The organism is Pseudoalteromonas sp. SR44-8 (assembly GCF_014163635.1).
Classification (GTDB): Bacteria; Pseudomonadota; Gammaproteobacteria; order Enterobacterales; family Alteromonadaceae; genus Pseudoalteromonas; species Pseudoalteromonas rhizosphaerae.
Genome location: NZ_JACJDS010000025.1, coordinates 13,455 through 26,776 on the forward strand (window position 1 = coordinate 13,455; position 13,322 = coordinate 26,776).

14 protein-coding genes are annotated in these 13,322 nt (G+C 39.3%); 1 reads left to right on the forward strand and 13 read right to left on the reverse strand.

The features are described from left to right. Positions 1–6 precede the first annotated feature (6 nt). The 13 genes from atpG to H5183_RS13605 all read right to left on the reverse strand — a co-directional run bounded on the left by atpG (position 7) and on the right by H5183_RS13605 (position 11,803). Positions 7–867: a F0F1 ATP synthase subunit gamma gene (gene atpG, locus H5183_RS13545; RefSeq protein WP_145241683.1), complete on the reverse strand. Its 861-nt coding sequence runs from the start codon at positions 865–867 to the stop codon at positions 7–9. A gap of 60 nt (positions 868–927) precedes the next feature. Next, on the reverse strand, positions 928–2,469 hold the full coding sequence (atpA, locus tag H5183_RS13550; protein ID WP_145241685.1) for a F0F1 ATP synthase subunit alpha: 1,542 nt from the start codon (positions 2,467–2,469) through the stop codon (positions 928–930). 14 nt (positions 2,470–2,483) lie between these two features. Next, the gene (atpH, locus tag H5183_RS13555; RefSeq protein WP_145241687.1) at positions 2,484–3,017 is read right to left on the reverse strand and encodes a F0F1 ATP synthase subunit delta; all 534 of its coding nucleotides are present in this window, start codon (positions 3,015–3,017) and stop codon (positions 2,484–2,486) included. Positions 3,018–3,032: 15 nt separating this feature from the next. Further along, positions 3,033–3,503 carry a F0F1 ATP synthase subunit B gene (atpF, locus tag H5183_RS13560; protein WP_145241689.1) on the reverse strand — a complete coding sequence of 157 codons (471 nt, stop codon included), beginning with the start codon at positions 3,501–3,503 and terminating at the stop codon, positions 3,033–3,035. Between the two features lie 52 nt (positions 3,504–3,555). Continuing rightward, positions 3,556–3,789, reverse strand: a complete 234-nt coding sequence (gene atpE / locus H5183_RS13565) for a F0F1 ATP synthase subunit C (protein WP_009838908.1) — start codon at positions 3,787–3,789, stop codon at positions 3,556–3,558. Between the two features lie 68 nt (positions 3,790–3,857). Beyond that, positions 3,858–4,700, reverse strand: coding sequence for a F0F1 ATP synthase subunit A (gene atpB / locus H5183_RS13570; RefSeq protein WP_145241691.1), 843 nt, complete (start codon positions 4,698–4,700; stop codon positions 3,858–3,860). 15 nt (positions 4,701–4,715) lie between these two features. Further along, on the reverse strand, positions 4,716–5,096 hold the full coding sequence (locus H5183_RS13575) for an ATP synthase subunit I (RefSeq protein ID WP_145241693.1): 381 nt from the start codon (positions 5,094–5,096) through the stop codon (positions 4,716–4,718). Positions 5,097–5,238: 142 nt separating this feature from the next. Next, positions 5,239–6,156 (reverse strand): ParB/RepB/Spo0J family partition protein, encoded by a 918-nt coding sequence (locus tag H5183_RS13580; protein WP_182731923.1) that lies wholly within the window; start codon positions 6,154–6,156, stop codon positions 5,239–5,241. A 17-nt stretch (positions 6,157–6,173) separates the two neighbouring features. After that, positions 6,174–6,959, reverse strand: a complete 786-nt coding sequence (locus tag H5183_RS13585; protein WP_145241697.1) for a ParA family protein — start codon at positions 6,957–6,959, stop codon at positions 6,174–6,176. A gap of 14 nt (positions 6,960–6,973) precedes the next feature. Next, on the reverse strand, positions 6,974–7,594 hold the full coding sequence (gene rsmG, locus H5183_RS13590; RefSeq protein WP_145241699.1) for a 16S rRNA (guanine(527)-N(7))-methyltransferase RsmG: 621 nt from the start codon (positions 7,592–7,594) through the stop codon (positions 6,974–6,976). Positions 7,595–7,609: 15 nt separating this feature from the next. Then, the gene (mnmG, locus tag H5183_RS13595; RefSeq protein WP_145241701.1) at positions 7,610–9,499 is read right to left on the reverse strand and encodes a tRNA uridine-5-carboxymethylaminomethyl(34) synthesis enzyme MnmG; all 1,890 of its coding nucleotides are present in this window, start codon (positions 9,497–9,499) and stop codon (positions 7,610–7,612) included. A 428-nt stretch (positions 9,500–9,927) separates the two neighbouring features. After that, the gene (locus tag H5183_RS13600; protein ID WP_145241703.1) at positions 9,928–10,377 is read right to left on the reverse strand and encodes a flavodoxin domain-containing protein; all 450 of its coding nucleotides are present in this window, start codon (positions 10,375–10,377) and stop codon (positions 9,928–9,930) included. 637 nt (positions 10,378–11,014) lie between these two features. Continuing rightward, positions 11,015–11,803, reverse strand: a complete 789-nt coding sequence (locus tag H5183_RS13605) for an isocitrate lyase/phosphoenolpyruvate mutase family protein (RefSeq protein WP_182731924.1) — start codon at positions 11,801–11,803, stop codon at positions 11,015–11,017. Between the two features lie 507 nt (positions 11,804–12,310). Here H5183_RS13605 and H5183_RS13610 point away from each other — a divergent pair. Next, positions 12,311–13,303, forward strand: coding sequence for a hypothetical protein (locus H5183_RS13610; protein ID WP_182731925.1), 993 nt, complete (start codon positions 12,311–12,313; stop codon positions 13,301–13,303). Positions 13,304–13,322: the final 19 nt, after the last annotated feature.

Below are 13,322 nucleotides of genomic sequence, written 5' to 3' on the forward strand. Positions count from 1 at the left end.
GAAGCATTAAACTGCTGCTGAACCAGAACAAATCTCACTAATTTCTTGTGTGATTGCCGCTTGGCGAGCCTTGTTATAAACAAGCTGTAACTCATCCATAAGGTCGCCTGCGTTATCAGTTGCAGCTTTCATTGCAACCATACGGGCGGCCTGTTCAGAGGCAGCATTTTCAACTACACCTTGGTATACTTGAGATTCCACAAAACGAACCATTAATGTATCCAAAATTGCTTTTGGATCTGGTTCGTAAATGTAATCCCAACGGTGTGCAAGTTCTTTGCTTTCGTCTTTTGGCAAAGGCAACAACTGATCGATTGTTGGCTCTTGCTTCATGGTATTTACAAACTTGTTGTAAACCACATACAAGCGGTCTAATTTGCCTTCATTGAATGCTTCTAGCATTACTTTTACCGGACCAATTACGTCGGTAATAGAAGGCGCATCGCCTAACCCTGATTTTTTGGCAAGTACTGTTCCACCAAAACGGTTAAAGAAAGTGCCGGCTTTTGAGCCCATAACTGCGAAATCTGCAGAAACACCTTTTTCTTTCCACGCTTTGATATCTAAAGATACTTTCTTAAACTCATTAGAGTTTAAGCCACCACATAAACCACGGTCGGTAGAAATGACGATATAACCAACGCGCTTGACCTCACGCTCTTCCATATATGGATGGCGATATTCAAGGTTAGCATTAGCAACATGACCGATCACTTTGCGTAAATTTTCAGCGTACGGACGGCTTGAAGCCACTCGTTCCTGTGCCTTTTTCATTTTAGACGCAGCAACCATTTCCATAGCGCTAGTGATCTTTTGAGTATTTTTAATACTACCGATCTTGCTTTTAATCTCTTTTCCGCTGGCCATGACTCTTTCTCCGAATCAAGGTGTGCTTTAGCGAACTAAAGCGCACCATTTATAACTAAATTACCAAGTTTGCGTAGATTTAAACTTCTCTAGAAGTTCTTTAAGCTGCGCTTCGATCTCGGCATTGTAGTTACCAGTTTCATTGATTTGAGCCATAAGCTCTGCGTATGTGCTGTTTGCATAAGAAAGTAACCCAGCTTCGAAATCCATGATTTTAACGATTTCGATATCTTGAAGGTAACCTTTCTCTGCTGCAAATAACGACAAAGACATTTCAGCAACAGACATTGGCGCGTACTGTTTCTGCTTCATTAGCTCTGTTACACGCTCACCATGCTCAAGTTGAGCACGAGTTGCATCATCAAGGTCAGACGCGAACTGCGAGAACGCAGCTAATTCACGATACTGAGCTAGGGCTAGACGAATACCGCCACCTAGTTTCTTAACGATTTTAGTTTGTGCAGCACCACCAACACGCGATACCGAGATACCAGCATTTACTGCCGGACGGATACCTGAGTTGAATAAGTCAGTTTCTAAGAAGATCTGACCATCGGTGATAGAGATAACGTTAGTCGGTACGAACGCAGAAACGTCGCCGCCTTGAGTTTCAATGATTGGCAATGCCGTCAATGAACCTGTTTTACCTTTCACTTCACCATTGGTGAACTTTTCAACGTACTCAGCGTTTACACGCGATGCACGCTCAAGAAGACGAGAGTGAAGATAGAATACGTCACCTGGGTATGCTTCACGACCTGGTGGACGCTTAAGTAGCAATGAGATTTGACGGTAAGCAACTGCTTGCTTAGATAAATCATCATATACGATTAATGCGTTTTCACCACGGTCACGGAAGTATTCACCCATAGTACAGCCCGCGAACGGTGCTAAGTACTGAAGTGCCGCAGACTCAGAAGCAGATGCAACAACTACGATAGTATTTGCTAATGCACCGTGCTCTTCTAATTTACGTACTACGTTAGCAATAGTAGATGCTTTTTGACCAATCGCTACGTACACACACTTAACGCCTGTGTCTTTTTGATTGATGATTGCATCGATTGCTAGTGCAGTTTTACCTGTTTGGCGGTCACCGATCACAAGTTCACGTTGACCACGACCCACTGGGATCATCGCATCGATAGATTTATAACCAGTTTGTACTGGCTCATCTACTGATTTACGTTCGATTACACCCGGTGCAATTTTTTCTACAGGTTCAAAACCGTCGTTATCTAAAGCGCCTTTACCGTCGATAGGTGCACCTAGTGTGTTTACAACACGACCAAGTAAACCAGCACCAACAGGAACTTCTAAGATACGACCAGTTGTGTATACTTTTACGCCTTCTGTAAGGTCAGCGTATGGACCCATTACTACTGCACCAATTGAGTCACGCTCAAGGTTTAGTGCGATAGCATAACGGTTGCCTGGAAGCTCAATCATTTCACCTTGCATACAGTCAGCAAGACCGTGGATGCGAATGATACCGTCAGTAACAGATACAATTGTACCTTCGTTACGAGCTTCACTTACAACTTCGAACTTCTCAATACGTTGTTTGATCAGATCAGAAATTTCAGTGGAATTAAGTTGCATGCTCTTCTTCCCAATTACGATTGTAGTGTAGTGGCTAAACGGTTTAATTTACCGCGAACAGTGCCGTCGATTACTGTGTCTCCAGCCTTAATCATAAGGCCACCAACAAGTGATTCGTCAACACTACAATTCAGCTTAACTTTGCGTGCGAAACGTTTTTCAAGTGCCGCTACCAGTGTTTCTTGCTGCGTTGCAGCAAGGGTTGTTGCAGAGGTGATGTCAACATCAATCTCTTTATCGTAATCTGCTTTAAAAGCAGAGAACAATTGTGCAACAGCAGGTAGGGCGGTCAAACGTCCATTTTCAGCCATAACCTTTACAAGGTTTTGACCGTATTCGTTGAGTTGCTCTGCACAAACAGAAATAACAATTTCTGATTGCTTATCAGCAGAGGCGCTTCCAGTTAGGAATTGAGCGACTTGTTCATTTTTCGCCACTTCTGAAGCAAAAAACAACATATCATTCCAACTCTCAACTACGCCTTTTTCAACGGCAAATTCAAAGGCCGCTTTAGCGTATGGGCGAGCGATTGTAGTCAATTCAGACATGCTCAGACCCTCCTATTAAAGCTCAGCTACAAGTTTTTCAACAATGTCGCTGTGCGCGGCTTCATTGATTTCGCGCTCTAGAATCTTCTGTGCGCCGATAACCGCTAAAGTAGCAACTTGCTTACGCAGTTCTTCTTTAACACGGTTACGCTCGGCTTCAATTTCAGAATGACCTTGAGCAATGATGTTTTCGCGCTCGTCGTGACCACGAGATGTCTCTTCGTCTACGATTTGCGTTGCACGCTTCTTAGCTTGCTCGATGATTTCAGCAGCTTGTGATTTAGCTTCTTTAAGTTCTGCAGTTGCTTTTTTACGAGCAAGTTCAAGATCTTTTTCAGCTTTATCAGAGGCCGCTAAACCATCTTCAATTTTTTTCTGGCGAGCTTCAATAGCACCGTTAAGTGGTGGCCACACAAACTTCATGCAGAACCAAACAAAAACGATAAATGCTATTAATTCGCCGAGTAGAGTAAGGTTTAAACTCACAACCACTCCTCCTTAGTCAATAGTTGATCGCGGATAAAGTATTTTTTCAATATTAAAGTGCGAACAACATGTATAGACCAATACCTACACCGATCATCGCGATAGCATCGATAAGACCCGCTACGATGAACATTTTAACTTGTAGTTGTGGTGCAAGCTCAGGTTGACGAGCAGCAGACTCAAGGAATTTACCACCTAAGTTACCAAAACCGATAGCAGTACCTAAAGCACCAAAACCGATAAGTAACGCTACAGCGATATATTTAAGACCTAGTACGATTTCCATTGTTTTCTCCGATTAATTTTCAAAGTTTAAAGTTTAAGTAAAAAAATCTTTATTGAACTGACGTCTGATTAATGATCAGTTGACGCCATGCTCAGGTATACAATTGTTAGCATCATGAAGATGAATGCTTGCAATACGATTACGAGAATGTGGAACACAGCCCATACGAAGTGCAGTGGTAATTGGAATAAGCCAATCGCTGCAATCAGAATGAAGATCAATTCACCTGCGTATAAGTTACCAAATAAACGTAGTGCCAATGAGATTGGCTTAGCAAACAAGGTTACTAGCTCTAGTAACAAGTTTACTGGAATAAATAGTGCTTGAACCACTGGGTTCTTAACGTTAAACGGTTGTAATGTAAGTTCTTTAACAAAACCCATAACGCCTTTAACGCGAATCGAATAAAAGATGATAAGTGCGAATACACCTAAACCCATTGCTAACGTTAAGTTAAGATCGGTTGTAGGTACCACTTTCATATAAGTATGCGATTGACCGCTTGAAATAACATCCCAAGACTCACCACTAATCAATGCCGCAGCAGTTGGTAGGAAGTCAACAGGTATTAAATCCATTAAGTTCATCAAGAATACCCAGACAAAAATTGTCAGAGCAAGAGGGGCAATTAGTTTACTTTTACCGTGAAAGGTATCTTTCACGTTAGAGTCAACGAATTCTACGACCATCTCGATAAAGCACTGAAATTTACCAGGAACACCAAGCGTTGCTTTATTCGCAGCGCGCTTGAAGATCCATAGAAAGATCAATCCTAAACCGATAGACCATGCGAGGGTATCGACATTAAGTACCATCCACCAATTGTTAGGGTCGTCGGATAGACGCACCTGACCGTTGGTTAGGTGGTGCTTGATGTAACCCGTTAGAGTTAGCTCTTCACCTGCAGCCATGTTATATCCCAAAAGTTAATGATTAAAAAAAACTGGCGCGAACAATCCAACGAACATCACTAATATAAAACTACAAAAAAATGGCAAAAAGATTACCGGATACAGTTTAAATATCAGCGCAAACAAAAAGATTGTTAGCAAAAATTTTAATCCGTTGCCGCGTTTAAACGAGGCAAACACTTGTTTTGCTTTACTAGCACCCATATAACGGAATGCATAGATAACAAATACAAAATTAGGGAGCACCGCTACAGTGCCTCCAGCGATAGCTGAAAGGCCGGCATCTACTCCCCAACCAACAAAAATGATTACAGCAGCAACTAATGCTACAACACCCTGAAGACATATTAATTTTAATGCGGCAAGCCGATATGGCCTCGCTAACTTATTTGTCACGTTTAGTTAACCTTAGTGGCAATCTAATTGTCAGGGCATGAAAACTGGCGAAATTATACTGATTCCTACCAGTTTTGCAACTTGAGTCGGTGTATTGTGGTGCAAATTTGCGACGAATGTCTCTTTTTGGACATGATATTTATTAATGCTCGGAATTCTCTGCATTTATACGGCTTAAAATTCCATCTAACTCTTCTAAGTTAGTATACGAAATAACTAAGTTTCCTTTGCCTTTTTTGTTGTAGTTAATTTCAACTTTAGCACCCAAGTTTTCGGCTAATTGTTGTTCTAACTGTTTGACATCTGGATCTTTTTCGAAAGTTTCTTTTTTAGGGGCGGGTTCAATAATTGAACGAACTAATTTTTCTGTTTCGCGTACAGTTAAAGCCTTTGCTACAGCCAGTCGAGCAGCATCAGATTGTGCTTCACCTTCAAGGGCTAATAAACAACGCGCATGACCCATTTCAATATCGCCATGTTCCAACAATATTTTAACATCATCATTAAGGTTATTTAGTCGTAATAAATTAGTTACCGTCGTGCGTGATTTGCCTACGGCATCTGCCACTTGTTGGTGAGTTAATTCAAACTCAGTTAACAAACGGTGCAATGCAACCGCTTCTTCCATGGCATTTAGATCTTCGCGTTGAATATTTTCAATCAATGCGATGGCCACCGCAGCTTCATCAGGCACATCTTTAATGATACATGGTACTACGTCTAGCTTAGCTATTTGTGCAGCACGCCAGCGACGTTCACCAGCAATTATCTCATAACTGTTTTCTGCTACTGGACGAACTACAATTGGCTGAATAATCCCTTGCGATCGAATTGAGCTTGCTAGCTCTTCAAGCGCTTCTTCGGACATGTCTTTACGTGGCTGATATTTACCTGAGTGTAAGAACTCAATCGGTAGCTTTTGCAGTTCACTACTGGTTGGCTGAATAATTACATCCTGCTCACTCACGTTGGGTTGTTCAGTGCGGGCACTCGGTGCTGGTTTTGACGAGCTTAATAAAGCATCGAGTCCTCGGCCTAAACCGCGTTTTTTAGCAGACATGTTCTTTTTACCTCAAGTTAGGCGACGATTGGGGATATTTTTTCTTTTCTGCGTAACATTTCACCGGCAAGTGCTAAATACGCTTTAGCGCCACTTGATGCCCGGTCATAATACATTGCGGGTGCACCAAAACTCGGCGCTTCAGCTAAACGTACATTACGTGGGATCACGGTGCGGTATACTTTATCGCCAAAATGTTGTTTAAGCTGCTCAGATACATCATTGGCCAAACGATTACGCGGATCGTACATAGTACGTAAAATCCCTTCAATCTGTAGTTTTGGATTAACTAACTTGGCTAATTGCGTAATTGTGTCCATTAATGCGGTTAAGCCTTCAAGCGCATAATATTCACATTGCATAGGCACTAAAATTGAATCCGCGGCCGCCATTGCATTCACCGTAAGCATGTTCAGTGATGGTGGGCAGTCGATAAAAATAAATTCATATTGATCAGATATTTTTTCAAGGGCATTGCGTAGTCGTACTTCTCGAGCATAAAGCTCCATCAGTTTAACTTCGGCGGCGGTAACATCACCATTGGCAGCAATTAAATGATATTCACCAGAGGTTTCTTTAGTAACAACTTCTTCAATTGGTTTATCTTCGATTAATAAATCATAAATTGTTGCCACATCGCCGTATTTGTCTACGCCGCTACCCATGGTTGCATTGCCTTGCGGATCGAGATCAATAAGCAACACTTTACGTTTAGTTGCAGCCATTGATGCCGCGAGATTAACTGCTGTGGTGGTTTTACCCACACCACCTTTTTGGTTTGCTATTGCGATGACTTTTGCCACAGTATCTCTGATCCCTAGTCTTTAGAAAGAATAATTAAATGTCTTTGCGCATCTAATTTTGGTACTTCCAAGGTGATTTTTTGCTCGAACTTAACACCTGCTGGTAAAGATTCTAGCTCTTCACTTGGAAATACGCCTTTTAAGGCAATAAACTTACCTGAATGATCAATCAAGTGCGAACACCAGTCAACCATATCTTGTAAAGATGCAAAAGCACGACTCAATACACCATCTAATTTAACACTTGGTTGATAATCTTCAACTCTAGACTGCACTGGGGTTACATTTTTCAGACCTAGCTCATGTTTTACCTGCATTAAAAAACGCACGCGTTTACCTAAACTATCTAATAAAATAAATTGTGTATTAGGTAATGCAATAGCTAATACGATACCCGGAAGGCCAGGACCCGTACCAACATCAATATAATGATGACCGGGTAGGTGAGGTGCAACAACTAAGCTATCCATAATATGCTTAATCATCATATCCTCAGGTAAACGCACTGAGGTTAAATTATAAGCTTTGTTCCATTTGTTGAGTAACTCAACATATTGAACCAATTGTTGCTGTTGTTTTTCAGTTAGCGCAATATCAGTTTGCGCTAACAAAGTAGTTAATTGTTGCTGTAACACAGTATTCCTTAATGACTACGCAATTTTACGTAGTAAGCCTTGCTTCTTCAGATAAACTAATAATAGCGAAATAGCAGCAGGCGTGATACCTGAAATACGTGATGCTTGACCGATTGTATCAGGACGCGCCTCAGTTAATTTAGCAACCACTTCATTTGATAGACCCGATACGATCGAGTAATCATAATCTTTAGGCAAAATAGTTAACTCATGACGAAGTTGCTTATTGATCTCTTCTTGCTGACGAGCAATATAACCTGCGTACTTAGTGTGGATCTCAACTTGCTCTAACGCTGTTGCATGATCAAACTCAGATCCTAATCCTTCGATCGCCATTAGATCGTTATAACGGATCTCAGGGCGACGTAATAATTCTTCTAAACTTGCTTCTCGGGTTAATGGTGTTTTAAGTAAGCCATTAACTTGATCAATTACAGCGTGATCTTTATGGATCCAAGTTTCTTTGATCCGTTGAGATTCTTTTGCAATGATATCCATTTTTTCATTAAATGCTTGCCAGCGTTCATCGTTAACTAAACCAAGTTCACGACCTTTTGCTGTTAAACGAATATCAGCGTTGTCTTCACGTAGTAACAAACGGTATTCAGCACGACTAGTAAACATACGGTACGGTTCTTTGGTACCTAGTGTAGTTAAATCGTCGATTAATACACCGACATAAGCTTCATCACGGCGTGGTGTCCAAGGCTCTTTACCTTGCACTTGCAATGCTGCATTCATACCGGCAATTAAGCCTTGTGCACCGGCTTCTTCATAGCCTGTAGTGCCATTGATTTGTCCAGCAAAGAACAAACCATCAATAAATTTGGTCTCTAATGATTTCTTTAAATCGCGTGGATCAAAAAAGTCGTACTCGATAGCATAGCCTGGACGGCAAATATGTGCATTTTCAAAGCCAGTGATTGATTGCACAATCTCTAATTGCACATCAAATGGCAAACTAGTTGAAATACCATTTGGATAAAGTTCATAAGATGTTAGGCCTTCAGGCTCAACAAAAATTTGATGTTTGTCTTTATCTGCAAAGCGAACAATTTTATCTTCAATAGAAGGACAGTAACGTGGACCAATCCCTTCAATAACACCTGAGTACATAGGTGAACGATGTAAATTATTGCGGATCACATCATGAGTTTTTTCATTGGTGTATGTGATGAAGCAAGAAATTTGTTGTGGATGATCTAACTGCTTACCCATAAATGAAAACACCGGTGTTATAGCATCACCAGGTTGTTGTTCCATTTTACTAAAATCAACTGTACGGGCATCAATACGTGGTGGCGTTCCAGTTTTTAAGCGATCAACACGAAATGGTAATTCACGTAAACGATTTGCTAATGCAATTGAAGGTGGATCACCAGCGCGACCACCTTTGAAGTTTTCTAAGCCAATGTGAATTTGGCCACCAAGGAAAGTGCCTACGGTTAATACCACAGAAGGTGCGCTAAAACGCAGTCCCATTTGAGTAACAACACCTGTTACTTTATTATTTTCAACAATCAGATCATCACATGATTGCTGAAAGATCTTCAGGTTATCTTGGTGTTGTAAAATATCTTGAATAGCAGCTTTATATAAAGCGCGATCTGCTTGTGCACGAGTAGCTCTTACTGCAGGTCCCTTTGAAGAATTTAAAGTACGGAATTGAATACCGCCTTTATCAATTGCTTGGGCCATTGCACCACCTAGTGCATCAATTTCTTTAACCAAATGACCTTTGCCAATACCACCAATTGCTGGGTTACATGACATCTGACCAAGGGTATCCATATTGTGAGTCAGCAGTAGGGTATTCATACCCATACGTGCAGCAGCTAACGCAGCTTCTGTACCTGCATGTCCACCACCAACAACAATAACATCAAAATTTTCGTGAAAAATCATTTCGGGATCCTACTTAATCAACCAGCAAACTTTCAAGGGGGAGCGTATTCTACCTATAAATTTACAGAAGATAAATGATTAAACTGTGGCCAAGATCTAAGTAAATGATCTCTAATAATATAAAGGATCTTTTAAAGAGATCTTTTATTACTGTTACTACTACTGAGCATGATTTCTGTTGATAAGGTTTAGTTTACTTATTAAAACATAAAGTTAGATCGGATCTAAAGGTGTTAATATGATCGGATCTAACTGATTATAAGCTCTGATCAAAAAGGCTCTTTATGCACAGGGGGTATTGGATCAGATCTTATCCAATGGATAACATAGTCTAAAAACGCAGTTAGATCATAGCTTATCCACAATCTGATCTAAATACTCAGTAAATTGTGGGTAACTTTAAATTTGGATCTAAACTGTGATCTTAATTAAATACGGTTTATTTGCTCGATCCAGCTTGGTAACCAAGCTAATGCGGTGTCTTCTGGTAGTTCTTCATCAAGAATATTCAACTCTAAGCGCTCTGCTATACAGTGCGCGCCTTTACTTACTAAAAGTTGTTCTAGATTACGGCCAGCGAGGTTATAGGTATCATAACTGGTGTCACCTAAACCAATAACACTAAACTTTAATCCTTTTAAATCATTAACTTGATTAATATCTTCAACAAAGGATAAAAGGTTCTCAGGATAATCACCAGCACCATAAGTAGAAGTACACAATAACCAGATAGTATTTTCTTGGTTTATCTGTGAAAAGTTAGGTTGATCATGAACTTCTGTAGTGATCCCTTGAGTAACTAACTGCTCTGCTAGTTGCTCACCTACATACTCAGCAGATCCCATTTGGCTGCCTATAATGATATTAACGGAGTTCATAATTCTATTTGATCACACAACTGCTTAGTTATAGGCTTATGATAACTGAGTTTACTCAGCAGTAAAGCCTTGAATGGAAGTTTGTATAAGTATTTAAGGTACAATTTTTGATGGTTTTTATTTTTAATTCGTAATCATTTGATATATATAAATAAAATAAAGTATTCCAATATGTAATCTTCTGATCAAGCTGTTGATAAAAAGTGGGAAAGCTGGGTAGTAAAAACATAAGATCTTATTTTTATTTTACTAAGCTATTGATTTTATGTTTTATGAGTGGTGAATTTTCGTTTCATTAAGAGTTTTAAAACGAGTGATCAGAATGTGGATAGATCGCCTGTTGATAACGATCGTTTTGGCTATAAATTAATTTATGAAATGCCAAAAAATATTTCAAGTAGGGTGCTAAATAAGTAATTAATGGCAATTAAAGTTGATTTAGTGGGTTTATTGCTCGATTTATACTGTTTGAGCTAATAAATTGAGTACTTTTTATATGCCTCTCAGTTAAAAATGATCAAAAAAGCCCAAATTGTGGATAACAATTTGAGCTTGTGCTGATCAATTTCTAAATTAGTTGCTATTTTTATCACTAATTATGATTTTAATTTTGTATAAATAGCTTTTAAAACTCCGATTAGAATAAATGATCGCTACTTTTTGTGCTATTAAAAGTACTGCTAGCGGTAAAAATATAGGCTTTTGTGGCATCAAATAGTGCATTACCAAGCGTATATCTTTGCACGCCATGTGCAAATAATGAGCTGCTATTACTACTATTATCGCAAAGGAAATCACTTTTTAATGGCTGTGCCATCACGTTAAGTGGCACCTTAAGTGTCGTTGTTATTTGCTTTATTGCTGTTAAATCGGATAATCCAGGGATAAAAATACCATCAACGCCAGCGTCTTGATAAGCCAAAGATCGAGTTATTACATGTTCAAGAGAAGCCATATTTTGGCTGTAGCAATCAGTTCTAGCATTGATAAATAGCTGTGAAAAACCATACTTTTTAAGTGTATTTTTAATCGCTTTAAGGATCTCTACTTGGTGTTCTAGGGAGCGTAACTGAGCTGTTTTTTTATCTGAATCCTCAATATTAATACCGACAGCACCTAATTTGGCTACGGCCAAAACATGCTGACAAATAGTGTTTACGTCATTACTGTAACCTGATTCAATATCCACAGAAACAGCAATATTAACAGCATCGATTATTGGTTTTAGCTGACTTATAAACTCCTCAAATGAGCATTGTTCGCCATCTTCTTGACCTCGAGATTGGGCCATCCCCCAACTTGTTGTGGCGATAGCAGCAAAACCAGCATCAGCTAATATACGAGCGCTTAATGGATCCCACGCATTTGGTAATAAAAATAATTGATCTTGTTTATGTAATTGATGAAAGGTTTGGTATTTATTCATAATGATCTCAAAAGTGAATTTCATTATGACTATAAAAAGATTACTGTGACTACGCTGGCCAAATTCGGCACTGAACGTAAATTTTAGTGTGAGTTATGTTGAAATACAGCGCGAACTACTGTTATTTATAGGGGGTGGTCGTGTGACCCATAATGCTGCGAATGCAGCTCCTCAGGAACGTGTTACGGGCATTTAATACGCCTTTTTTCTTGATGCTCATTTCAAGCTAGTTCATATTTAAAATTATCACAGTGATCAGAGATTGCAACACCTTTTTGACACGCTCAAATCTCCATCCCTCTTCTGGCCCTGTAATTTTTCAAGGCGGATTGGGTGTCGAGGCATCATGAGCAGTGGCTTCGACGGGCGACTCCTTATAAACAAAGTGTGAAGTTACGCTAAAAAAGATTAAGGAAATGGCTGATAACAATATTTGATTTATTATATATACCTATGTAATTCTAATGTTAGAAAAGACACGTGTATAATTTTTTTAGGGAACAATAAATGAAGCTACGCTATTTTGGTTATTACTTGCGTAAGTTTGAAACTCAAGAAAAGTTTTTATTCAATATTAAATCGATCATTGATGCTTTCGTGAGTTCAAAGGATATGGCGCTAAAAGGTAGCTTCAAAAGAGGTGATGATAAGCTATATATTACTCCAGTCACAGGTCACCAGAACCTATACTATTTTGTTCGTACTAGTGATAATGAGCTCATAAAACGAATAAACGAGCAGAGTTTGAAAGTCGGGGAGTTAACGGACAGACTTTCGGAAAATGAGAAAGTTGCGTATGCATCATACGTGTATTTGAGTGATGATGATTGTATATTAGCTTGTGCTGGAAGCACTAGCTGCCCCCGGTTTGATGACTTTGCTGGTTACATTAACGAGCTTTTCAAAAAAGTTGGTTTAGACAACTATGAACTATCCATTGAAGCTCTTACATCAAATAGTGAGAAAAAGGACTTGCTCCAGATGGAAATGGTCAACAGTGTCTATATAGATGTCGCAGCAGATAGAGGTCTAGGAAAATTAATAACTCAAGAATTGACGGGTAGCACTGAAAGTTCAATAGGGAACTTTCGTATAACAATTGAGCCTTCGGGCACGAATTTGAAGCAAATGTTTGCTAAAATGCTAAATCGACTTGTTCCTGGAAAAAATGCAAAAAATGAACAAGGAGTTACTCGTATTGGTGCTAAGGCTAAACATGATGAGCTAAAAGGACAACTAACTGATTACTGGTTAGATAATGAAAATAACCTTACAGATAGTTTGAACCCAAAAGCAACAAAAGTACTTCTACCAGATCAAATAGCGGCTAAGTTCGATAGCAATCTACAAATAGATGGCTTATATAAATTATATATTGCCAATAATGGCTTAAAAAAGCAGGCTGATTCTTTATTACAAAAATACACGAACTCAATGCAATTTACAGTTAAAAGTAAAGGCGTTGATAATGTTCACCAGTTAAACACTGGTTCCGATTAATATCATGTGTAGAGCTGAT

Excerpts from the sequence above, each read along its gene's own strand:
- atpG (WP_145241683.1), bottom strand. The coding sequence starts at position 867 with ATGGCCAGCGGAAAAGAGATTAAAAGCAAGATCGGTAGTATTAAAAAT.
- atpA (WP_145241685.1), bottom strand. The coding sequence starts at position 2,469 with ATGCAACTTAATTCCACTGAAATTTCTGATCTGATCAAACAACGTATT.
- atpH (WP_145241687.1), bottom strand. The coding sequence starts at position 3,017 with ATGTCTGAATTGACTACAATCGCTCGCCCATACGCTAAAGCGGCCTTT.
- atpE (WP_009838908.1), bottom strand. The coding sequence starts at position 3,789 with ATGGAAATCGTACTAGGTCTTAAATATATCGCTGTAGCGTTACTTATC.
- atpB (WP_145241691.1), bottom strand. The coding sequence starts at position 4,700 with ATGGCTGCAGGTGAAGAGCTAACTCTAACGGGTTACATCAAGCACCAC.
- H5183_RS13580 (WP_182731923.1), bottom strand. The coding sequence starts at position 6,156 with ATGTCTGCTAAAAAACGCGGTTTAGGCCGAGGACTCGATGCTTTATTA.
- mnmG (WP_145241701.1), bottom strand. The coding sequence starts at position 9,499 with ATGATTTTTCACGAAAATTTTGATGTTATTGTTGTTGGTGGTGGACAT.
- H5183_RS13600 (WP_145241703.1), bottom strand. The coding sequence starts at position 10,377 with ATGAACTCCGTTAATATCATTATAGGCAGCCAAATGGGATCTGCTGAG.
- H5183_RS13605 (WP_182731924.1), bottom strand. The coding sequence starts at position 11,803 with ATGAATAAATACCAAACCTTTCATCAATTACATAAACAAGATCAATTA.
- H5183_RS13610 (WP_182731925.1), top strand. The coding sequence starts at position 12,311 with ATGAAGCTACGCTATTTTGGTTATTACTTGCGTAAGTTTGAAACTCAA.